Here is a 21893-nt window from a genome sequence, read left to right as displayed (position 1 = left end):
GCGCTAGTATTCAGGCAGCGATTAATAAAAAGAGTTTAGGATTGAGCGCGCCAACTTCATCAAGCAACGATCATGCACACTGCCAAGACATGCTACTGCAATTCGTCGAACAGCGCGGTGATAAGGGTGCGAAGCTCTTATCGGTGTTGACGCGCTATATTCAGTCTTGTGCATATCGGCATTATCCGCTGAGTGCTGAAGATCAGCAGGATGTTCTTCAAGAAACAGCGATTAAGATTCTTAGTCATGCCCATCAGTTACAGGGCAGTTGCAATGCTTGGCTGTTTTCTATCGTGCGCAATGAATACATTGATCGCTTGCGGCAGTATCAGTCTAAGAACAAGGTCTTTGAGCCGGATTTAGATGGCAGTTTGGTTCCAGTGTCGGAAGAGAATACGGTGTCCCTTGCTTTTGCCGACCAGAATTTATATAACCAAGTGGATTGTTTGGAGCGGGTATTTGATGCGATTGCTTGCCAGCCAACGGGTGCTGCGGATATAGCGATGTATACGGATTATGTGCAAGGTTTGAGCAATGGCGAGATTGCAAATCGCACTGGGCGTACGATTGGCGCGATTGCAAAGCGCTTATCAGGTTTGCGTGAGCGGGTTTGGCAGTTGAAACAGGAGCTGTGTTGATGGCAGGCGAAAACGAGCACGAACCAAACGAATGGGGTGAGGTGGTTGCAGGCAAGCGTTTGCCGGTTGCGGGTAAGCGTGTGGATGAAGAGGCCGAGGCCGTGCGCCAAGTATTATTGTGGCGGCAAGCCCGCAAGCAAACTGCGGTCATTACCCCTGAACAGGCCGCTGCATTTTATCAGCGTAGCGAAAGGTTACGCCGTGAACGTTTGAAATCTTCACGTGGTCAATCGATCACTTTATTAGTGTTGGTGGGCTTAGGCCTATTAGTTACGGGTTTAGGTGTGGGTTGGTGGTTGTCGTATTCTAGTAATAGACCCACATCAAGCATTGCTGGTTTAAGCAGTAATGCAACACCTATTATCCCACCGGCTACGCGGCCCATCGATCTGCCGCAAATGATCGATTTACCTGCTGGCAGCTTCACGATGGGTTGTACAGCGGGTTGGGATGATCAGTTAGGTGGTTGCCGTGAAAATGAGTATCCGGCACATGTGGTACAAGTAAAAGCGTTCGCAATAGCGCGACATGAAGTTACCGTGCAGCAATTTAAGCGTTTTGTGGATACAACTCATTATGTAACCACGGCAGAATTTCAAAAGCAGGGTTGTGCAATTCAGGATTTACAAAAGCCGAGTGCATGGGTGATTAGTCCATCGCATAATTGGCTTAATGCGGGTTTTGCGCAAACGCAGATACATCCAGTAGTGTGCGTGAGTTGGCAAGATGCTCAGGCCTATACGGCGTGGTTATCGAAAGAAACAGGACAGACTTATCGCTTACCCACAGAAGCCGAATGGGAGTATGCAGCTCGTGGCGGCAAGATTACTGCGTTTTATTGGGGTAATCAGCCGGATCGGCATTTTGCAAATGTCAGCGGAGTAGAAGGCAGTGATCAATGGGCACAAACCGCACCAGTAGGGCAATTCGCCGCCAATCCATTTGGCCTGCATGATATGGCAGGCAATGTGTGGGAGTGGACAACCGATTGTTGGCAACAAAACTATCAAACGACTGCAAGCACCAAAGCTATTTGCAGCCAAACTGCCTTCCGAGCGCGGCGGGGCGGTGGATGGGATAATGTCCCTGCTAGCGCTCGATCAGCCGCCCGTAGCCCCGCGTCTGTGTTGGATCGTAGTTATGTATTGGGATTCAGGGTGGTAAGCGTTTTACCTTAACGACCACTGCATTGTGCTTGAGTTTTAGCACCTGCTTCACGTAAAGCAGCTATGATTTTTTCATCCCCCTTATCAATAGCTAAGTCTAAGGGCATATTGGTCTGACAGGCTTTACCCCGAATATCTAGATTGGGATTAGCCCCTGCGCTGAGTAGAAGCTTAAGAGCTGGTAAGTTGTCATGCTCAATGGCGACTGCTAAAGGAATACCACCATCACTGACTTGGCTGACCGAGTTCGGATTGACTCCGTTTTTTAATAACCATCCAAGCATCTTTAAGTCAGACGCATTGAGTTTCGGATCAGAGCCATAGCCAATATAAGTTTCTAGTGGATTAAAGTTGCCAACATCTAAAGCGATCCCTGCGTGTTGTAAGAAACTAAGAGTTTTTAGTTCGCGGGAGCTTAGGGCATTATCCATAACCGCTTTTTGTCGTCCCTTTAGGTCAGCCCCTGCCGCAATTAATTGTTGTAGACGCTCAGTGGCCCCTCGTCCTGCTGCGGCTAGCATTTCTTGGGTAAGATGCTCAGTGTCCACCGCTATATCATTTTGATTGATGCTGCTGTGTGGATTCATGCATTTTAGTAATAGCTCCGCCCGTGCTTTGGTTTCATTTTCCGTGGCTTTAGGGCGGACAGTTCGACACCAATGATGTTGACCCGCACCTTCTTCATTCCAACGTGAATCAGCAAAACCACAATTTAACATTTGCTGTGAGCGAAATTGATACACCGCTTTAGCCGCATAGTCTTGGCAGGGATCGTAGTTTTCGTAAACACCTGCGCTGATAGAACTGCTCAACACAAGCAGGCTGCTAAGAATCAATGTGTGAGATAAACGGTTTAAGTGTTTAGTTGTTAAAGCAAACATAAAATACTCCTTAGATAGTTGGGATGGGTGAGCTGCCGAGCAGCGTCTTCATCACTACAGACGAAGGAGTTTTGAAATCTTTACGGGGAGAGGAAAAAATAATTTTTTCACTCCCCGCACTTAAGAGCGCATTCTCGTACCTGTTGGGTCATAAAAACCTTGCAAAGAAGCCTCCGCTGTAAAGCGCTTGCGGGCAATTTCAATCTCGAATGCGCCGGTGCGAATGTTCTCAGCCGTTAAATTTGGCAGATTGACATAGCCCATGCCAATCGCTGAGCCTAAGCTATGTCCATACATGCCGGAAGTTAGATAACCAACAATTTGCTCATCGAACACAATCGGTTCGTGGTGATATAAAAGTGGCTCAGGGTCATGTAAGCGGAATTGCACTAAACGCCGTTCTGGTAAACCCACTGCTTTCGTCGCTAAGAAAGCATCACGTCCAATAAAGTCTTTAACCTCTGGCTTCGCAGTAAAGGCTAAGCCCGCTTGCTGCAAATTATCCGCAGGCCCCATATCATGCCCCCAATGCCGGAACCCTTTTTCTAAGCGCAAACTATTGACTGCGTGCAGGCCAACATTGCAGATACCCTCAGTAAGTCCAGCTTGCCATAAGGCTTGATAGACCCATAGTGCAGCAGAAGCCGGAATCAATAATTCCCAGCCTAACTCGCCAGTATACGAAATCCGTTGTAACCAAACTTCAACCCCTGCGACCTTAGCCAAGCAACCTGTGGCAAAGGCAAAAGCACGGTTAGCTAAATCACAATCAGTGACTTTAGCTAAAACGGTTCGAGCTTGAGGGCCTTGAATGGCTAAGCAAGCATAGGCAGCACTCACATCTTCAACGCAGGTTTCACCTAAAAGATGTTTGCGTAAATGCCAGCCATCACGATAAGTTGAGGCGACTCCCGTCATCACTAAAAACACAGCTTCAGCTTGGCGGGCAATCGTTAGGTCAGCTTCAATTCCCCCACACACATTTAACCATTGGGTATAGACTAAACCACCGACCGGTACGTCCACATCCGCACAAGAAAGACGCTGTAAAGTGTCTAGAGCATCGTTACCCGTCACACGGAATTTACCAAAAGACGAGACATCATACATGCCGACCGCTTCGCGCACGGCACGATGTTCAGCAGCGGAGAATTCAAACCAATTCTGACGCTTATAGCTGTATTGGTATTCAGGTTTTGCCCCATGGCGTGCAAACCAATTGGGACGCTCATAACCGCCGACTTCACCAAAGCAAGCGCCACTGGCTTGTAAAGTTTCATGCAAAGGTGAGAGCGCTGCATTCCGCGCCGTTTTATATTGATAGAAAGGCCAGTGCATCGCATAAGTATGTCCGAGTGCTTCGGGGATGCGTGCTTCCACATAGGCCTGGGTGCGCTGTGCCGTTTGATGGCGGCGTACATCGCATTCGAGAATATCTTGGGAGGGATAACCATCAATCAGCCAATCGGCCATGATCTTACCTAAACCACCCCCCGCACCAATCCCTTTGGAGTTTAAGCCACAAGCCACCCAAAAATTGTCTACCTCAGGCGTAGGGCCAAGTAGGTGCAAATTATCAGCGGTAAAGCTTTCGGGGCCATTGAAGAAGGTATTAATCCCGACTTCACCTAATTGCGGCACGGTATCAATGCCTGCCAGCAAATACGGTTCAATATGCTCTAAATCACAGGGAAATTCGTCAAAGCAAAACTCAGGGCTAATCCGTTCCATTGGGCAGCCTTTAGCATTGTGCTCAAACCAGCCCACTAAGTATTTGCCCGCATCTTCTTTGAAATACACACCTTTATCAAAATCGCGCAGTACTGGACGTTTAGTGAGTTCTGGAACTGGTTCAGTGACCACATAGAAATGTTCACAAGCATAGAGTGGCAGTTGTATACCGATTTGGTTCGCCAGCGTGCGTGACCATAAGCCACCGGTGAGTACGATTTTATCTGCTCGAATGACTCCAGCAGTAGTCCGCACGCTAATCGCTTTGCGATGCTCAACAAGGATTTCTTCAACGGCAGTATTTTCTAAAATACGTGCGCCATTCTGGCGTGCACCTTTCGCCAGTGCCATCGTGGTATCAATCGGGTTAGTTTGACCGTCGGCTTTGATATGCAGAGTACCTAAAACCCCATCCGTATTAATGCCGGGATAGAGTTCGGCTAAACGTTCTAAGGAAATCATCTCACAGTCCACCCCAAAGCCGCTGATGACGGAGGCGGTACGCAATAGTTCTTCTAAACGCTCTTCTGTCCGAGCCAGCGATAAACTACCGGTGCGTCGATAGCCAGTAGCTTGGCCGGTTTCGGCTTCGAGAGAAGCATACAGTTGATGGCTATATTTAGCTAAGTTCGTCAAGGTGGGCGTCGGCCATAGCATGCTGACTAAACCTGCTGCATGCCAAGTCGTACCACAAGTGAGTTGCTTACGTTCTAATAAGACGACATCTTCGACTCCGCGCTTCGCAAGATGATAAGCAATTGAACAGCCGCTGATCCCGCCGCCAATGATAAGAATAGCTGCATGAGAGGGTAAAACTGGGTGCATAAACTAACTCCATGAGGTATCGACTTAACCTTGATTGACCCACAGTTTAAGAAACGAGCTGTATTTTCTTGATATAAAAAATAGACATTTTTTTATGGAAAATAGACATAAAGCTAATTAGCCTTTTACCCGCAATTGTTGCGGCGATATTCCATAATGCTGTGAAAAGCAGGCAGAGAAATTGCTCAACTCGCTGAAGCCGCATAGTTCAGCAATACGACTGACCGGCCATTGAGTTTGTAGTAACAGCAGTTGTGCATGTTTTAACCGCAACTGTCGGTAATACTGTATGGGGCTAATCCCGTAACGGGTGCTGAATTGGCGGCTAAAGGTTCGAGGATGCATATTGACCATTTTAGCTAGCACATTTAAGGATAATGGTTGGGCAAGAGCGGCATGCATATAAGTTTCAGCGCGTTCAATGCGGCTTTGTGGGTTAAGCAACTGTGAGCGTTCAGGGCTAACTGCCGTTGTAGAGCCTTGGCAATATAGTATTTGATTTACGTCCTTCAATTGTGTTGGGCTAAGGTATTGAGAAAGTAAGTTCAGCATCATATCTACCACCGATAAGCCCCCTGAGGCACTAAAAAAATCCTCCCCACAGGATACACCCGCAGTCGTGATCGGCAGGTTTGGGAACTGTTGGCGAAAACTTAATTCTGAATCCCAGTGAATCGCCATGGGTACTGTCGGCCTAACTCCAGCAGCGGCCAAAGCAAATGCGCCTGTATCCACGCAGCCGACCTTGACTCCTGCTTGATATTGCTGCTGTAGCCAAGCAAGTACTGGTGGATGTAAGCCAGTTTCTGGTTCAAAGCCCGTAATGACTAAAATACAATCCAAGGTCTCACAATCCGCCCAATGACATGCAGGTTGAACGATGTAAGCATTACAAGAAACTGCAGGAATATTATCCACTGTCAACACTTGCCATTGGAACTGTGGGCTTGCTAAGACTCGATTAGCAATGCGCAGAATATCCATGACTAAGTCAAGATTGAGCATAATGAATTGGTTAGCTAAAAGAATTGCGGTTTGCATGGAGACATGCTTCCAAAAAGAGGGCTGCATTTAGGTTATTGAAGGGATAATAGTAGACTAAACTCAGTGAGTTTATGTGTGGATTAGAAGATAAAGTATTATCTAAGAGGCTTAAAGTTTAAGCCTCCCAAAATCGATAGCCATACTTGCTTTAGCTTTAACTAAAAATAGCTTCTATCTATGGCAAAAAATAAGCAGAACTAACGGCGAGTCACCGTGCTTTCTAAACCACGCACTAAAGCAAAACCGACGATAAAGATAATTGCGACACCCGCCAAACCTGCTAAACTTGTGGATAAACTTTCATTACTGATCGCCGCAATGGTGTAATCCGGCATTGCGCCAACGAAAGTTGGTGCAGATTCGTGCAAAAATTGGTATTGCTCACCAACCCATTCCAAACCATCAGGGAAACCAGAAGCGAACGGGCTAAGTAAGAAACTCACCACCACTGCAATGCTCAAAGGTACGGCTACTGACATTTTACTGCCTTCCGCTACCCAGCTATTGGCTAATACCGCAACCGCTGCGACGGAAATTAATGCTTCTCCCAAGCCAATCCAAGCGTGTGTACCCAACATAGCAGGCAATACTTGCGCAAAGCTAATTTGCCCCGCAATGGCTAATTCTGTACTTGCTGCAAATGCTGCTAACACCACAGAACCCCATGCTGCCACCGCTGTTGCGAGGTATTTTCCGAATAATGGGCTTAAACGTTGTTGTAACCAACCACCCACACCTGCCCCCAGCAATGCCATGTTCAATACATTTGCGCCCAATACCGTAACACCACCATCAGCAAATACAAGGCTTTGAATAGTCACGACTAAAGCAACCGCCAACACGCCGAATGGCATTCCCAGTAATGTCGCAGCTAACACGCCACCCAATAAATGCCCTGATGTACCGTTACTAATCGGGAAATTCATCATTTGTCCGGCAAAAATCAACGCGACAATCGCTGCAAACCGCGCAGCACTAGGGCGCGATTCGGCTTTTAACGCCAACCATGTCGCTGCCACTACACCCGCCACACTGATCGCAGCCGTTACAGGGCAAATCGCCCCGTGTAACATCGAATCCGGGATATGCATGATCTTTACTCCTTCACTGTTACTGTGTATGAAAAAAATAAAATTCGTATGAACTAGGCAACAGTGTAATCAGATAACCCCACAAAGTCATGCTAAATATCACACGGGGTTTTGCCAAGCGAAAATTATTAAAAATCCTTATGAATCAGTTAATTGGGCGAAAGTGGGTATGGCTAAAATGTCGTGTGTAAGGTGCATAGCCATGCGCATGTGAGGTGGTTTGTGTTTCCACTGGAATAATGTGCAACTTGCCATGACGCACACCGGAGGCACTCATCACACTATCCGCGAAGGCTTGCACCATCGATACATTGCCTTTCACAATCACCGTTTCTAAACAATTATCGTGATCTAAATGCACATGCTGCATGGCGACAACTAAATCGTGGTGATCGTGATGGGATTGGGTAACACGGCTGCTTAATTCACGTTCATGGTGGTTATAAACGTAAGTCAAATTCCCCACGCAATAAGCTGTTGTATCCAATGTGGGTTGCAGTTGTTCCTGCTGTAAACGTTCGCGCATTAAATCGCGCACTGCTTCGGAGCGGTTGGTGTAACCGCGTTGCGTCATGAATTGTGCAAATTGCTGGGCTAAATCCGTATCCAAAGAAACTGTAAAACGTTCCATTCCATCCCCACGCTATCAACGCTGCAAAAGCGCAGTATAGCATGGGAGAATAAGCATCTAACTTTCGATGTTTGTGACAGGATTTTTTTAATCACTGCTCCCTGTATGTGAAAATAGAGTTGGCTTTTTGGAAAAAATATTCATAAATCAGTACTTAGTTAAAAACATCGCGGTTTGCATAGTTGCTGTTTTTATTTTTATCAGGTGGTATTAGGGATTAATTCTTACCCCTGTTTTCAATGGCTTTGTACCGGTTAGGCTGCCATCACTAATCTATATAAAGTTTGCCGATCTATGCTCACATCAAGGTATAAATTCCCCTGCAGGAAGTTACCTGCCATCACGAACTGGCCAGCTTTAAAGTGCTTTAACAAGCGCGGATGTGAGGAGCTGTCCGGTAAATACCATAAGCTATTTACTTCGTTTTTGGTCAGAATAAATAAACCCTGTGGAGTTATCACAAATTGTGCATTATGCGTTAGGGTCAGATTTTTTATTTCCTGTAATAGCTCACCCATTTGGTTGAAGCGGATAGCTGAACAGATTGAGCGTTGTCAGGGGCTTGTTGGGTGACAGGTTGCCCTGTGGTTTTGAGGGGGGAGCTGGTTAGTCGGCTGGCTTTGCCGTATCCAGCCGTTGGTAAGAAAGAATAGAACAGACACTCCTTTGTAAACAGTAATTGAGGCGTTTGCGCGTTGCGCGGTGGTGCGTTCAGCAGTCAGAGGAGCGTCCGTTCTTCTGTGCGCGACAATTACGAGCAGGACAGCCGTTTCTACATCCGTACAGATCTACATAAAACGCTTTGTGTTTCACGGAAGGATTTAGCTAGCCGCACTAGATGCTTTATTTTGGTGCATCGTGTACAAGCACTAATCTTTTTGCTGCGCTTTTGTGTATCTCTTGTTGTATATAGTAGAATAAGCGTGAGGAGATTTTTTATACCAAGCTGTCGCGCGGCTTGCGTTCATTTTACGAGCTATCACCAAGGACAATCATGACGACCAACAATCCAAAAATCATCTATACCCTGACTGATGAAGCCCCGCTATTGGCGACTTATTCCTTTTTGCCGATTATTCAGGCGTTCGCGAAGCCTGCGGGGATTGACGTGGTGACGAGCGATATTTCGGTCGCAGCACGGATTTTGGCAGAGTTTCCCGATTTCTTGACTGAGGAGCAGCGCGTTCCGAACAATTTAGCGGATTTAGGTGCTCTGACCCTAAAGCCTGAAGCTAATATTATTAAACTACCGAATATTAGTGCGTCCTTGCCACAATTAACTGCGGCCATTAAGGAACTGCGCTCGAAAGGCTACATGGTGCCTGAATATCCAGAAAGCCCCCAAACGGACGAAGAAAAAGCGCTTGTAAAACGCTATAGCAAGGTATCGGGCAGTGCGGTGAATCCGGTACTACGTGAAGGTAACTCAGACCGTCGTGCACCTGCTGCAGTTAAGCGCTATGCACGTAATAATCCACATAAAATGGGCAAGTGGAGCCATGCATCCCGCACGCATGTTGCCCATATGACCCATAGCGATTTCTATCACGGTGAAAAATCCATGACCATGGATCGCGAATGTGACGTAACCATGGATTTGGTGACCAAGGATGGGCGAGTGATTGTGTTGAAAGAGAAAACACATATTCTCCAAGGTGAAATCATCGATAGCATGTTCATGAGCAAACGCGCACTGTGCGATTTTTATGAGCAAGAGTTGCAAGATGCGAAAGAAACTGACATTTTATTCTCGCTGCATGTCAAAGCGACCATGATGAAAGTTTCGCATCCGATTGTTTTCGGCCATGCGGTGAGGGTTTTCTACAAAGACTTATTCGCGAAATACGGCGATTTGTTCAAGCAAATCGGCGTGAAACCCAATAATGGCATGAGTAGTGTGCATGAGAAAATCAAAACGCTGCCACAAGCGCAACAAGATGAAATCTTAGCTTGCATTAAAGAATGTGAGGCTCAGCGTCCACGTTTGGCGATGGTTGATTCTGGCAAAGGCATTACTAATTTGCATGCGCCGAATGATGTTATCGTCGATGCCTCCATGCCGGCGATGATTCGTGATGGCGGTAAGATGTGGGGTGCTGATGGCAAAATGCATGATACCAAAGCCTTACAACCTGAAAGTACCTTCGCACGTATTTACCAAGAAGTGATTAACTTCTGCAAAACCAATGGTGCTTTTGATCCACGCACGATGGGCACCGTGCCGAATGTGGGTTTAATGGCACAGCAAGCGGAAGAGTATGGCTCCCATGATAAAACCTTTGAAATTACTGAGGCAGGCGAAGCACGGATTGTAGATGATCAAGGCAAGGTCTTGATGGTACAAACTGTGGAAGAGGGTGATATTTGGCGGATGTGCCAAGCGAAAGATGCTGCGATTCGCGACTGGGTCAAATTAGCCGTTACTCGCGCACGCATGTCGAATACGCCCGCAGTTTTCTGGTTAGACCCCTATCGTCCGCATGAAAATGAAGTGATTAAAAAGGTTAATCGTTATTTAGAAGATTACGATTTGAATGGTGTTGAAATTCACATCATGTCGCAGTTGCGCGCCATGCGTTTCACTTTGGAACGCGCTTTCCGTGGCTTTGATACGATTGCAGTGACAGGCAATATTCTCCGCGATTACCTCACTGACTTATTCCCGATTCTAGAGTTAGGCACTAGTGCGAAAATGCTCTCCATCGTACCTCTAATGGCTGGTGGTGGTTTATTTGAGACCGGTGCAGGTGGTTCTGCGCCAAAGCATGTCCAGCAATTAGTTTCTGAAAACTATCTGCGTTGGGATTCTTTAGGCGAATTCTTAGCGCTGACCGTTTCGATTGAAGACATCGCTCAAAAGACTGGCAATAAAAAAGCGCAACTGGTCGCCGATGCTTTAGATAGAGCTGTTGAGAAATTACTGGAAACAAATAAATCCCCATCGCGGAAAGTTGGAGATATTGATAACCGTGGTAGTCATTTCTACTTAGCAATGTATTGGGCGCAAGAGTTAGCTAATCAAAGCGAAGATACGGAATTAGCAGAGAAATTCTCTACTCTAGCGAAAACCTTATCTGAGAATGAGCAAAAAATTGTGGCTGAGTTGAATGGTGTACAAGGTAAACCAGTGGACTTAGGGGGGTATTATTATATTGATCCGGCCAAAACCAGTGCAGTCATGCGTCCAAGTGCGACTTTGAATCAAGCAATCGAAGCTGTTAACGCTTAATCGTGCTTTATGCCTATAGCTCTGCGTAGTGGGGCTATAGGTTTTCAACTTTTCTGCAAGTAAATTTATGTCTTTCCCACCAACTATCCCTGCCGACGAATACTGGCTCCGACACGCTTTACACTTAGCCGAACGTGCCTATCAACAAGGCGAAGTTCCAGTCGGTGCAGTTATCGTGCTTGATAATAAGATGGTCGGTGAAGGTTGGAACCAGCCGATTAGCCAGCACGATCCGACGGCACATGCTGAAATGCTGGCTTTGCGGGCGGCAGGCTTAGCAACGGGCAATTATCGTTTACCTAATACCACTTTGTATGTGACCTTAGAACCTTGCGTGATGTGTGCTGGGGCTTTAGTGCATGCGCGGGTGGGGCGAGTGGTATTTGGTGCTTACGATCTCAAAACAGGTGCCGCAGGTAGCGTGTTTAATATGTTGTTAGATAAGCGCCATAATCACCAAGTGCAATTGACAGGGGGGGTGTTGCAACAGCTTTGTGTGGAGCAAATCCAAGCTTTTTTTAAAGAGCGTCGCTTAGCCCAGAAGGCTGCTAAATTAAATATCCCTAATCTAAGTGAACCCACTAACTCTGAAATCTAGCCGTTACTCTGTTCCTTAGTTAGTTATTAAAAAGACTTATGATAGTTTGTACAGGTTACTTACTAATGGCGAGTAATCGGGCTTATGATTAAGACCTTTTTGGTACATGCAGCTAAAACGACTCAAGTGGCTCCAAGGAAAGGTTTAATTACTTGGCTGGTGACTGATGAAAATCGCGTTCCACGTAAAGTGATGGGACTTACGGAGCTTGATGAGAGCGGTTTGGTAAAAACGGTTAAACCAGTTTACTCACGTGAAACCCCTTTAGTGGAAGCCCTCACTACACTAGTGCGCGGCGATTTAGTGACGATTGACTTTCGTCCATTTAATTTAACGCATGGTTACGAGGAGCGCTTAGTTTATGAAAGCATCGATCAAAATAAACGCTTCTTGCTTCCACGCTTGAGTAAATTAGTCGCTCTAGCAACCTTAGCTTGTGCATTGGGCATTGCGTTGGTGCTCATCTACCATTATCTTTGAACGCATAATTCCTTTAATAAGCGGCATTCATGGCTTATCTCGATTGTATCCGTCTGTGCAATAACGCACAGCTAGCAGATTATAGGGCTTGGCGTGTTGATGGCCGTATTTACGGTTGGATTAGTCAGAGTTTTGCTGCTCATTTACTAGTGTATCCTGAGGTTTTTCAGCAATATGGGCGGGAAATTACACTCTCTTCTGGATTACAAACGCCTAAGCAACGCACGCAAGTGCTTGATCAAGTCATGTGGAGCTTGCACCAACAAGGTGTAATTGATACTTGGGTGAATGAACGTTATCCCGTGTGTTTAGGTTATCAACAACCTGCCATATTGGAGGTAGAGCGGGCAGCAGCTTCTTATTTAGGGATTAAAAGCTTTGGTATTCATGTCAATGGCTTAGTAGAAAAAGCAGATGGCGTTTATGTTTGGATAGGTACTCGCACTTCGCGCAAACCTTTTTGGCCGGGCAAGCTGGATCAAATGGTTGCAGGCGGTTTACCGGTTGGCCTCAGCTTGCTCGATAACCTAGTGAAAGAAGCACAAGAAGAAGCGAATATTCCAGCCTATTTAGCCAAGCAAGCACAAGCGGTTAGTACTTTACATTATCGCCAAAGTTTAAGCCGTGGCTTAGAAAATTCGAGCTTATTTATTTACGATCTGTGGCTACCCGCAGATTTTCAGCCAGAAAATACCGATGGTGAAGTCGAACAGTTTCAATTAATCCCCCTAGCTGAGTTAGCAGCTTTAACCGCGCAAGTTACTGCATTTAAAGATAATTGCAATCTAGTCAATATTGACTTGTTGTTGAGGCGCGGATTTATAACCCAAGCTGATCCCAATTATGCTGCTATTCAGCAGGCTTTATATACTGAGATCAGTCCTATTAGTGATTAGGAAGTCAAAATGAGAGAAGGGCAGCCCACCACCATTTATTTAAGCGACTATAAGCCACCGACTTATCAAGTCGAAACGCTTAAATTAAAGTTTGAACTGGGTGATGAGTTCACTTTAGTTACCAGTAAAGCGCAGTATCAGCGCGATGCACGCAATACCACAACGAATAGTCTAGAGTTATACGGCGAAGATTTAGAGCTAATCAGTATTCAATTAGAAGGACGTACACTGCAAGAAGGGCGAGATTATCGTTTGAATGCTGAAGGCTTACAAATTTTAGATATGCCAGAGCAGGGTAATCTCGAAATTACCACTCGGATTTATCCGCAAAAAAATACAGCGCTCGAGGGCTTATATCAGTCGAGTGGTAATTTCTGTACGCAATGTGAAGCACAGGGTTTTCGTAAAATCACTTATTACCCGGATCGCCCTGATGTGATGAGCTTATTCACTACCGATATTATTGCGGATAAAGCTAAATATCCAGTGCTTTTATCTAATGGTAATTTAGTCGCTGGTGGTGAACTAGCGGAAGGTAAACATTGGGCACGGTGGGTTGATCCTTATCGTAAACCTGCTTATTTATTTGCGCTAGTCGCGGGTCGTTTAGAGCATGTTGAGGATTTCTATACTACGGGTTCAGGGCGGAAAGTAAGCCTGCGTATTTATACCGAACTACATAATATTAATAAGTGCGACCATGCGCTGCAGTCGCTCAAGCGGGCAATGCGTTGGGATGAGCAGCGCTTTGGTTTGGAATATGACCTTGATATTTACATGATCGTCGCAGTTGATGATTTCAATATGGGCGCGATGGAGAATAAGGGCTTAAATGTCTTTAATTCTAAACTCGTATTTGCCAGCCCCGAAACTGCTACCGATCAAGACTATATCAATATTGAATCGGTGATTGGTCATGAATATTTCCATAACTGGACAGGGAATCGAGTCACTTGCCGGGATTGGTTTCAATTGTCCTTGAAAGAAGGCTTAACTGTATTCCGTGATCAAGAGTTCACGGCGGATTTGCATTCGCGAGCCGTGAAGCGGATTGAAGATGTACGCATGTTACGCACCTTCCAGTTCACCGAAGATGCAAGCCCGATGGCGCATCCGATCCGACCAGCGTCCTATATGGAAATCAATAACTTCTATACCATGACAGTGTATGAAAAAGGTGCGGAAGTGGTGCGTCTTTACCAAACCCTGTTAGGCCGTGAAGGTTTCCGGAAAGGGATGGATTTGTACTTTGCACGCCATGACGGTCAAGCGGTTACTACAGAAGACTTCTTAGCAGCAATGGCCGATGCGAATGGCGCTGATTTGCAACAATTCCAGCGTTGGTATGATCAGGCCGGTACACCTGAAGTCAAAGTGACGATGACTTATGATGCTGTGGCGCAAACTTGTACGCTACACTGTGTGCAAGTTTGCCCACCTACACCTGAAAATCAAAGTAAACAAGCTCAGCTTATTCCACTGCAGATTGGTTTACTAGGCCAAGAGGGTACTGATTTACCGCTCTATTTAGAGGGACAAGCTTGCACGGGGACTTTGCAGTTCACACAAGCTGAGCAAAGTTTTAAGTTTATCCAAGTCACTGAACAGCCTGTACCTTCGTTATTACGTAATTTTTCTGCCCCCGTGCGTTTAGATTATCCCTATACGGAAGCGGAGCTAATTTTCTTAATGAAGCATGATAGCGATGCCTTCAATCGTTGGGATGCAGGCCAGCGTTTAGCGATGGGGGTCATTCAAAACTTATTAGCGGAGCTTAAACAGGGCAATCCACTGGGGTTAAGTCATGAGTTTGTCAGTGCTTGGCAAGCGGTCTTGACGGATGAAAGTTTAGATCCTGCATTACGGGCTGAAACCTTGACCCTGCCATCAGAGGCGGATATTGCCGAGCTGGTGCGCCCTGCTGATCCTGCGGCGATTCATCAAGTGCGCGATTTTATTTTAAGCACTTTAGCGAAAACTTTGCGCTTGGATTTTGAAGCTGTATTCCAAGCCTACCAAGATCAGGGAGCTTATCAAATTGATGCGGCTAGCATGGGTAAGCGGCGTTTGAAAAATATCTGTTTAGCTTATTTGGGACATTTAGAAGATGCGGCAATTCCGGCTTTGTGTGCTGAACAATATGATCAAGCGAATAATATGACCGATGCCTTAGCAGCTTTAGGGGTATTAAATGATATTGATTGCCCAGAGCGGGCAGCAGCTTTAGCGCATTTCCTTGAGCGTTGGCAGCAGGATCCTCTGGTGATGGATAAATGGTTTGCCCTACAAGCCAGTTCAAGTTTGCCAAATACTTTGCAACAAGTTGAACAGCTCTTGGAGCATCCGCTCTTTGATATGCGTAATCCGAATAAGGTGCGTGCGCTAGTCGGTAGCTTTGCGCTGCGTAATCCTCTGCATTTCCATGCTGCCAATGGCAGCGGTTATGCATTCTTGGCAGAGCGAGTGTTATGGCTGAATGAGCGGAATCCACAAGTCGCGTCGCGCATGGTGCGGCCTTTGATGAATTGGCGGCATTATGAAGCAAGGCGCGGTGCTTTAATGAAAGCACAGCTAGAGCGGATTCAAGCTCACCCCGGTTTATCTGCAGATGTGTATGAAATTGTTAGTAAAAGTTTGGCGAATAGTTAGTTAAGTTTAGTTAGAGCATGCAAGTAGAAAACCCTCCACTGGAGGGCTTTTTATTATAAATGGGAAAAATTTCCCAACCACAAAACAGGTTTTATTTGGAGCTTTATAGCTTTATACGGATGCTAGCAAAACATTTACTTTGGGTGAGCTTTTAAACAAGCCGTGCGGGTGGCAAACGCTAAGTAGCAAAAATAAAAATAGAGTCGATGAGAGATTTAATCTTCCCCCAATTTAGGAGCAATTGTTAGCTTTTAAAACTATCCGAGTCTTTATTGGCGTATAGATTTTCACCCTATTGTAGGTTAATAAACTTGCACATTGCTTAGCCACGCTCTATAAATAAGGCCTATTTCCTCCTAAATCCCAAGATATTGTATGACCCAAAAACTTGAGTTGGCTGCGGTGATTAAAGCCTTACGCGAAGAGTTGCAAAGCGTCCAAATTGCTGGAAAAGGGCAAGATATTCGCTTTCAAACTAATTCGATTGAGGTTGAGTTCCAAACGATGGTGGATTATGAGCTTGGAGCCGAAGGCAGTGGCAAGATTAAGTTCTGGGTATTAGATATCGATGTGAAAGGAACAGGTAAATATAAACGCTCCCAGACGCATAAAATTAAGTTGAGTTTAACGCCTAAGAAGCAGAAGTCAGATGGCAGTCATGAGGATCTCATGTTATCCGATGATGAATAATGCATTCCAAGCTAATTGCTAAAATTCGCCCTCTCAAGAAAGAGCGAACCTATAGCATCGGTACAGGCTATCCGATTGCGCCCGATTTACTCATTACAGCACGGCATGTAGTTTTTCCTCATTGGATGGATACCTAGCAGATTGAATTAGAATGGTTCGCCGATGATTTAAAGCATCAAGCTAAGGTTGAATCTATTGTCTTTGATGGTGAAAGTTGCGAAAAAGTAGATATTGCTATTGTGCGTTTTCAGCCGCCTTTGCTCTTGCCGATGTCGGCTTTTTGTTCTATTGCACGAACTAGCCCTAATTTAGCTGGGCGCTGGGATAGCTTTGGTTTTGCGCGTTTAGGCAAGTGTGAGGATGGGGATCGTGAGCTGGTCTCAGCTTTTGGCGAGTTTCATCATCCTAATTCTTCTAGTGCTTATATCGGCTTAAGCTCAAAAAGTGATGCTATTGAAAAATCCAATTGGGCTGGCTTATCCGGTGCTCCTGTCATACAGGACAACAAACTCTATGCGGTGATTAGCTCCACGCCTACTAATAGAGATGAGTATTTTAAGGCAGTCTACTTACCTCACTTAATTGATAAGTATCCAACATTTCGAGAGGTGATGGGTTTAACAGTTCAGGATGAGCAGTGGCAAATCTTCAAACTAGAGCAAAAAAAAGCAATTGAAGGTCTTATTACTCAGTCTTTTGACGAAATTTTCTTGGTCGGCATCAGAAAAAAGCTAAGTTGTCTTGAGTATGAGAAGGACGCTAAACAGTGCTGCCAAAACTTAATGGATGCTTTTGAGCAAAATCCTTTAGACGTTTTAGATACACTCTTAGCAGTGAGCCGCGAGGTTTCAAGAGCTAAACCAAATCGATCAGTCGTTGAGGATATTAGAGCTTTATTTTGTTTATTGGTTAGTTTATTGGCTTCTCACAGCATAGTAGCTAGAACTGCTTATATCCGCCTCTCTGTTTATACTCGTATGGCTGCTGAGCTACATACTGCGTCGCTGTATGATACAACGCCTGAGTTTATGCTTGATGAGCAATTAGGTGAACTTAAGGGTAAATGTGCGATTGATGCTTCAAACTTGGTTAGAGAAACTGGCTGGGGCGTAGAGGGGTTTAAACAAGAAGCTTTTGAAATTTTACATACCGAAATTTTTAAAGCTACTCCCATTAAACGACCTAAAGCTATTAATTCTCTTGAGGCTCGGAAGCTGAACCGGGTGATCAAACAGCGTCAGAATCGCTCAGCTAATCAACTTTATAGGTTTGAGTTGAACTCTGCTGATGAAGAAAATTTTAAATTAAACCCACTAAGTGATTTGCAAATGTGTACGGTACTCACAGGAAGCGATTGGCTGCCTGATTTGCCTATTGTGCATTATGGAGCTGCCGAAGCAGAGTTGGAGATAGCACTTAGCGCCATAATAGATGATTTATTTGTCAGTCTTGAAGAGAGTGGAGCTTGATGAGTGATTTAAAGCTACAGCATTTTATTCCCAACGAAATCATCGACATTAAACCCTGCGGCTCGTGGCGAGGCAGTCGTTATCTACTGGATAAAAAGTCTGCGTTTGCCTTGGAAATGGCCTTGAAAACGCAACGGCCTTTATTAGTCAAAGGGGAGCCAGGTTTAGGTAAAAGTTATCTAGCGCGAGCCGCTGCTGCCAAACTACAGCGTCAATTTCTTGCAGAAGTGATCAATAGTCAAACTGAAGGGCAGGATTTATTGTGGCGTTATGATCCGGTAGCGCGCCTGAATGATGCACAAGAAGGCAAAGAAGGCGACGCGCTCAATCCCAAGCATTATATCAATCCAGGCGTGTTGTGGTGGACGTTTGGTTGGAATAGTGCGGCAACCCAATATAATGATGTCTGTCGGCATAAAATTTACCGCCCACAAACCTGTCAAGAAGGTAGCTTAGAACATGGCATGGTGCTATTGATTGATGAAATTGATAAAGCAGAGCCATCTTTGCCGAATAGCTTATTGGAAGTACTAGGGAATGGTGGTTTTGATGTTCCATTATTGGGTGAAACAATGGGTCAACAAGCTAATACCCCTGCACCTTTGGTCATTATTACCACCAATGATGAGCGTGAATTACCAGCCGCGTTTGTGCGCCGCTGTCTAGTGCTGCATTTAAAGGTCGATGAAAGTAATTTAGAGCAATGGCTAATCGAGCGTGCGTCGGTACATATCACTAATAATCAATGCAGTTTGCCTATCAAGCAATTAGCTGCTGAACAATTAAAACGTGATCGAGAGCAAGCGGATAAACAGGGCTTAGCCAAAGCCGGACTCGCCGAGTATATTGATTTATTAGTCGCCCTCGATGAGATGACTGATAAAGCACTAAAAGGTAAGCAGCGTGAAGCTTATCAAGCGCAGCTCTTAGCCGAAATTCAAGATTTTGTGCTGAAAAAGGCAGTTTAATGCAAGTTAAGCAGCAAGTTAGTCGTGCTGATTTATTGCGTTGCCTCAAGGCAAGTTCTTCTAAGGAAGAGCAGGTTTTGGTAGCGGAGTTATTAGGCTACGAATTATCTTGGCTGCACCAAAAGCCTGCTATTGAGCCTAGCTTTTTTCCTCAGGAGTCTCAACCAGTCTTAGTTGAGTCACAGTCAAACTCCCAAGCTCAGTTCTTAGAGTCAGAGCTTGAACAACGCCCGTCTGCTATTTTTTATGCCCTAACTGAGCGCGAGGTTCATCAAAATGAGGAGGAAGTTAAACGCTCCAAGTTTCTCCAAAGTGTTGAGCCGCTGACAGAGGCTGATTTACAGCCTTGGGAGCTGACTGAGCCACTTGCACATCAAACTATTTTGCCTGAGGCGCGCTTAGTCCCGTTTGTGCAAAATAGTCTGCACTTAGCGCAGGGGCAGTATTTAGATTTAGGTGTTTTGGTAAAAAAACTAGCTCATCTGCAAACCTTACACCGGCTTCCCAAAGCGCCCCGCCAAGTCGTATCGGGACGTTTGTATGTTTTGCTGGATACGAGTCGGCGACTGCGTCCGTTTTGGGATGACTTGGCAGAGGTAGCGGCACTGATCAAACGCAAATATGATCGGGTAGGTTTGGAGCTGCGTGTCATTGAAGCTTGTCCACCAACTCGTTATATAGATTGGTTCAGTGCGAACTCGATACCACAAGCGTGGCAGCACTTCGCTAGCCCTAGTACGGTATTCGTGTTGAGTGATTTAGGGCAGTTGATGGAACAGGATAGTGTAGTGCGTCAACAATGGCTGCGCTTTATACAAAGTTTGCAGCAAACAACCTGCCGAGTATATGCATTAAGTCCGATTTCACCCGAGCAACAAGATTTACGGTTTCGTAAGTGGTTGACGCAAGTGTTATGGAATCGGAATAGCCTGCTTAAACCGCAAACGAGTCAAGCTAGTTCAACGCTGCATTCTGCTAAAGTGGAACGTGTTTTAGGCTTAATCTCAGTAGCCGTGCATATTGAGCCAGAATTACTGCGTGCCATTTTGCAGTGTTTGCCTAGCGATCAAGCAGATAGTGGAGTTGAGGCTGCGGTTTATCAACATGCAGCCATAAATTTTGGTCTGACGGCGATTAGCCTAAAAGCAGATCAAGCGCGCAGCTTATCAAGCTTTATTTAAAGCTGAGCCTGCAGATTTACAGCAACAAGTGATGGCTCTACTACGTCAGCAGCATATTAGCCAATTTCCAGCAGTGTGGGCGGAAGAAGTGCTGATGTTGCATGATCTGGTAGGATTTGCTTTGCCTGAGCAAGAGCAAGCTCAAACCTTCCTGTCGCGCTTTACCCGTCAGTTTTCAGGGCGTGCAGACCATTTAGGTATGAGGCAATTTGCAAAGCGGCATTTGCGCCGCTTGGGTGCAAAGGGGGAGCATAGTCATCTGCTATATGGCTTAGCCTATCGTGAAGAATTATGCCACGGGCAAACGATTCCGGCCGGTTTTGATGCGCGTGTGGTGCAAGCTATTGCACAACAAGCAACAGCCAAAACTGAATATTTCTTGGTGCAATTAGGTGAAGAACTTTGGTTAAGGCCTTTAGCAGGTTGGTCAAAAGATTATCCACTCAGTTTACATGGTTCACTACTGGCTTTTTTAACCCTTGAAACCTCTCTTCTTACTCTGAAACAAGGCGAGGTTCATAAAACCCTAGCGGTACAGACAGAGCGTGCTTTGTGGGGCTTGGAAGAAGGAAACGATTTTGAGCTAGAGACTGGGCGCGAGCGCTTAAGCTTCACGGCTATCATTAAGTCCGTTTGGGCAACACGTATTTGGCGTAATTCCAAAGGTTTAGTGGCTATGGCGAGGTGAGGAACTTGAAGTAATTTGGCAACCAGCTACAGAGTCGCTTAAAAATGGCTATTGGGATTTTTCAGCACCCTTTGGTCAGGATGAGTTTGGGCTTTATAAAGGTATACGATGTCATCGCATCTTTCTATGTTAGTAGGTAGTTAAGTTCTAGGTTTATTTTTTTGAATATAATAGCGGTCATGTATCCAAAAAGTTGAATAGAGTAGAGTCTAATGAGATTCCGCCCCTAGAGAACGGAATGATGGCAACGATGGAGGTGTTATGTCCGAAGTGTTCCAGTGCGGTGTATTGACACGGTAAGGCGTCAAGTGGAGAGGGGCGTTATCGCTGTCGAGGGTGTCATCCCTGTTTTCAGTAGAACGACCGTTATGAAGGGAGTCGTCCTGGAGTGGCGGAGCGGATCATTGACATGGCGCTGAAGGGGTCAGGGGTACGTGATACGGGTCGAGTGCTGAAGATCAGTCCGACGACCGTAGTGCGCCATTTAAAAAGCTCAGCCCCGCGTCGGTGACCCCCTTCCCGCTAGAAGCCCTTGCTTTGGAACATGGCTTAGAGCTTGTGTGTGAACTCGATAAACAGTGGTCGTTTGTGGGAAGGAAATCGGAACGTGGTCACCGCACTTTAAAAGTATCTTTGCTTATGCCTTAGGGCGTCGCATGGACGATACGTTAATGCTCCTGTTAGAACGACTCAAGGGGCTGGCCTTTCGGCTGTACTGTACCGATCACTGGGGAGTTTATCAGCGGTTACTCCCTTCTGATCGTCATTTAATCTCTAAACGTTATACCCAAAGCATTGAGCGAGAAAAGCTAACCTTGCGCACCCGACTCAAACGCTTGGCGCGGCGAACTCTGTGCTTTTCTAAGTCAGTTGAGTTACACGATAAAGTCATTGGAACCTTCATCAATCGGTACTACTTTCAAATCTAATGAGACATTACCCGAATTTTTAAGGAGCTTGAAGTGAAAAAACTTGTAGTTTTAATTTTTTGGTCATGCACCAGAGGAGTTGAAGAGCCACTAAAGCGGTAGTAACTTA

19 protein-coding genes and 1 pseudogene are annotated in these 21893 nt (G+C 45.6%); 14 read left to right on the top strand and 6 right to left on the bottom strand.

The window, feature by feature from the left end; all coding sequences use genetic code 11:
• Window positions 1-41: 41 nt before the first annotated feature.
• Window positions 42-638, top strand: a complete 597-nt coding sequence (locus Q0307_RS00965) for an RNA polymerase sigma factor (RefSeq protein ID WP_298655131.1) — start codon at window positions 42-44, stop codon at window positions 636-638.
• Window positions 638-1816: a formylglycine-generating enzyme family protein gene (locus Q0307_RS00960; RefSeq protein ID WP_298655128.1), complete on the top strand. Its 1179-nt coding sequence runs from the start codon at window positions 638-640 to the stop codon at window positions 1814-1816. The genes Q0307_RS00965 and Q0307_RS00960 overlap by 1 nt, the downstream gene beginning before the upstream one ends.
• On the opposite strand, the gene Q0307_RS00955 is transcribed toward Q0307_RS00960, so the two are convergent.
• The 6 genes from Q0307_RS00955 to Q0307_RS00930 all read right to left on the bottom strand — a co-directional run bounded on the left by Q0307_RS00955 (window position 1813) and on the right by Q0307_RS00930 (window position 8525).
• Window positions 1813-2685, bottom strand: a complete 873-nt coding sequence (locus Q0307_RS00955; RefSeq protein ID WP_298655125.1) for an ankyrin repeat domain-containing protein — start codon at window positions 2683-2685, stop codon at window positions 1813-1815. The genes Q0307_RS00960 and Q0307_RS00955 overlap by 4 nt on opposite strands.
• Before the next feature lie 120 nt (window positions 2686-2805).
• Window positions 2806-5241 (bottom strand): FAD-dependent oxidoreductase, encoded by a 2436-nt coding sequence (locus Q0307_RS00950; protein WP_298655122.1) that lies wholly within the window; start codon window positions 5239-5241, stop codon window positions 2806-2808.
• Between the two features lie 117 nt (window positions 5242-5358).
• A complete protein-coding gene (locus Q0307_RS00945; protein WP_298655120.1) occupies window positions 5359-6282 on the bottom strand; it encodes a helix-turn-helix domain-containing protein in 924 nt (307 codons plus the stop codon).
• A 200-nt stretch (window positions 6283-6482) separates the two neighbouring features.
• Window positions 6483-7376 carry an energy-coupling factor ABC transporter permease gene (locus Q0307_RS00940; RefSeq protein WP_298655117.1) on the bottom strand — a complete coding sequence of 298 codons (894 nt, stop codon included), beginning with the start codon at window positions 7374-7376 and terminating at the stop codon, window positions 6483-6485.
• A gap of 145 nt (window positions 7377-7521) precedes the next feature.
• Window positions 7522-8007 (bottom strand): nickel-responsive transcriptional regulator NikR, encoded by a 486-nt coding sequence (nikR, locus tag Q0307_RS00935; RefSeq protein WP_298655114.1) that lies wholly within the window; start codon window positions 8005-8007, stop codon window positions 7522-7524.
• A 254-nt stretch (window positions 8008-8261) separates the two neighbouring features.
• Entirely contained in the window at window positions 8262-8525 is a 264-nt protein-coding gene (locus Q0307_RS00930) for a hypothetical protein (protein WP_298655111.1), read from the bottom strand.
• A 476-nt stretch (window positions 8526-9001) separates the two neighbouring features.
• On the opposite strand from Q0307_RS00930, the gene Q0307_RS00925 reads away from it, so the two are divergent.
• From Q0307_RS00925 to Q0307_RS00870, 12 genes and pseudogenes are all read left to right on the top strand, one after another.
• The gene (locus tag Q0307_RS00925) at window positions 9002-11236 is read left to right on the top strand and encodes an NADP-dependent isocitrate dehydrogenase (RefSeq protein WP_298655108.1); all 2235 of its coding nucleotides are present in this window, start codon (window positions 9002-9004) and stop codon (window positions 11234-11236) included.
• 67 nt (window positions 11237-11303) lie between these two features.
• The gene (gene tadA / locus Q0307_RS00920) at window positions 11304-11834 is read left to right on the top strand and encodes a tRNA adenosine(34) deaminase TadA (protein WP_298655105.1); all 531 of its coding nucleotides are present in this window, start codon (window positions 11304-11306) and stop codon (window positions 11832-11834) included.
• An 84-nt stretch (window positions 11835-11918) separates the two neighbouring features.
• Entirely contained in the window at window positions 11919-12314 is a 396-nt protein-coding gene (locus Q0307_RS00915) for a hypothetical protein (RefSeq protein ID WP_298655102.1), read from the top strand.
• Between the two features lie 29 nt (window positions 12315-12343).
• Entirely contained in the window at window positions 12344-13210 is an 867-nt protein-coding gene (locus Q0307_RS00910) for a DUF4743 domain-containing protein (RefSeq protein WP_298655099.1), read from the top strand.
• 9 nt (window positions 13211-13219) lie between these two features.
• A complete protein-coding gene (gene pepN, locus Q0307_RS00905; RefSeq protein WP_298655096.1) occupies window positions 13220-15859 on the top strand; it encodes an aminopeptidase N in 2640 nt (879 codons plus the stop codon).
• Between the two features lie 375 nt (window positions 15860-16234).
• A complete protein-coding gene (locus tag Q0307_RS00900) occupies window positions 16235-16549 on the top strand; it encodes a trypco2 family protein (protein WP_298655093.1) in 315 nt (104 codons plus the stop codon).
• Window positions 16549-16686: a hypothetical protein gene (locus tag Q0307_RS00895; RefSeq protein ID WP_298655090.1), complete on the top strand. Its 138-nt coding sequence runs from the start codon at window positions 16549-16551 to the stop codon at window positions 16684-16686. Before Q0307_RS00900 ends, Q0307_RS00895 begins: the two co-directional genes overlap by 1 nt.
• A gap of 474 nt (window positions 16687-17160) precedes the next feature.
• Window positions 17161-18018: a hypothetical protein gene (locus Q0307_RS00890; protein WP_298655087.1), complete on the top strand. Its 858-nt coding sequence runs from the start codon at window positions 17161-17163 to the stop codon at window positions 18016-18018.
• A complete protein-coding gene (locus tag Q0307_RS00885; protein WP_298655083.1) occupies window positions 18018-18986 on the top strand; it encodes a MoxR family ATPase in 969 nt (322 codons plus the stop codon). Before Q0307_RS00890 ends, Q0307_RS00885 begins: the two co-directional genes overlap by 1 nt.
• Window positions 18986-20167, top strand: coding sequence for a hypothetical protein (locus Q0307_RS00880; protein WP_298655080.1), 1182 nt, complete (start codon window positions 18986-18988; stop codon window positions 20165-20167). The genes Q0307_RS00885 and Q0307_RS00880 overlap by 1 nt, the downstream gene beginning before the upstream one ends.
• A gap of 31 nt (window positions 20168-20198) precedes the next feature.
• On the top strand, window positions 20199-20855 hold the full coding sequence (locus tag Q0307_RS00875) for a hypothetical protein (RefSeq protein WP_298655078.1): 657 nt from the start codon (window positions 20199-20201) through the stop codon (window positions 20853-20855).
• Between the two features lie 241 nt (window positions 20856-21096).
• A pseudogene (locus Q0307_RS00870) lies at window positions 21097-21784 on the top strand (IS1 family transposase).
• The last annotated feature ends 109 nt before the right edge of the window (window positions 21785-21893 follow it).

The sequence above is a fragment of the uncultured Thiothrix sp. genome (assembly GCF_937873765.1).
Classification (GTDB): Bacteria; Pseudomonadota; Gammaproteobacteria; order Thiotrichales; family Thiotrichaceae; genus Thiolinea.
The sequence above is the reverse complement of the archived record's forward strand: the minus strand, read 5'-3'. Positions and strand labels throughout refer to the sequence as shown.

Coding starts and splice junctions, on each gene's coding strand:
- Q0307_RS00895 (WP_298655090.1), top strand. CDS start 16,549: ATGCATTCCAAGCTAATTGCTAAAATTCGCCCTCTCAAGAAAGAGCGA.
- Q0307_RS00930 (WP_298655111.1), bottom strand. CDS start 8,525: ATGGGTGAGCTATTACAGGAAATAAAAAATCTGACCCTAACGCATAAT.
- Q0307_RS00925 (WP_298655108.1), top strand. CDS start 9,002: ATGACGACCAACAATCCAAAAATCATCTATACCCTGACTGATGAAGCC.
- nikR (WP_298655114.1), bottom strand. CDS start 8,007: ATGGAACGTTTTACAGTTTCTTTGGATACGGATTTAGCCCAGCAATTT.
- Q0307_RS00940 (WP_298655117.1), bottom strand. CDS start 7,376: ATGCATATCCCGGATTCGATGTTACACGGGGCGATTTGCCCTGTAACG.
- Q0307_RS00955 (WP_298655125.1), bottom strand. CDS start 2,685: ATGTTTGCTTTAACAACTAAACACTTAAACCGTTTATCTCACACATTG.
- Q0307_RS00900 (WP_298655093.1), top strand. CDS start 16,235: ATGACCCAAAAACTTGAGTTGGCTGCGGTGATTAAAGCCTTACGCGAA.
- Q0307_RS00875 (WP_298655078.1), top strand. CDS start 20,199: ATGGCTCTACTACGTCAGCAGCATATTAGCCAATTTCCAGCAGTGTGG.
- Q0307_RS00885 (WP_298655083.1), top strand. CDS start 18,018: ATGAGTGATTTAAAGCTACAGCATTTTATTCCCAACGAAATCATCGAC.
- Q0307_RS00950 (WP_298655122.1), bottom strand. CDS start 5,241: ATGCACCCAGTTTTACCCTCTCATGCAGCTATTCTTATCATTGGCGGC.
- Q0307_RS00890 (WP_298655087.1), top strand. CDS start 17,161: ATGGGTTTAACAGTTCAGGATGAGCAGTGGCAAATCTTCAAACTAGAG.
- Q0307_RS00910 (WP_298655099.1), top strand. CDS start 12,344: ATGGCTTATCTCGATTGTATCCGTCTGTGCAATAACGCACAGCTAGCA.
- pepN (WP_298655096.1), top strand. CDS start 13,220: ATGAGAGAAGGGCAGCCCACCACCATTTATTTAAGCGACTATAAGCCA.
- Q0307_RS00915 (WP_298655102.1), top strand. CDS start 11,919: ATGATTAAGACCTTTTTGGTACATGCAGCTAAAACGACTCAAGTGGCT.
- Q0307_RS00880 (WP_298655080.1), top strand. CDS start 18,986: ATGCAAGTTAAGCAGCAAGTTAGTCGTGCTGATTTATTGCGTTGCCTC.
- Q0307_RS00960 (WP_298655128.1), top strand. CDS start 638: ATGGCAGGCGAAAACGAGCACGAACCAAACGAATGGGGTGAGGTGGTT.
- Q0307_RS00945 (WP_298655120.1), bottom strand. CDS start 6,282: ATGCAAACCGCAATTCTTTTAGCTAACCAATTCATTATGCTCAATCTT.
- tadA (WP_298655105.1), top strand. CDS start 11,304: ATGTCTTTCCCACCAACTATCCCTGCCGACGAATACTGGCTCCGACAC.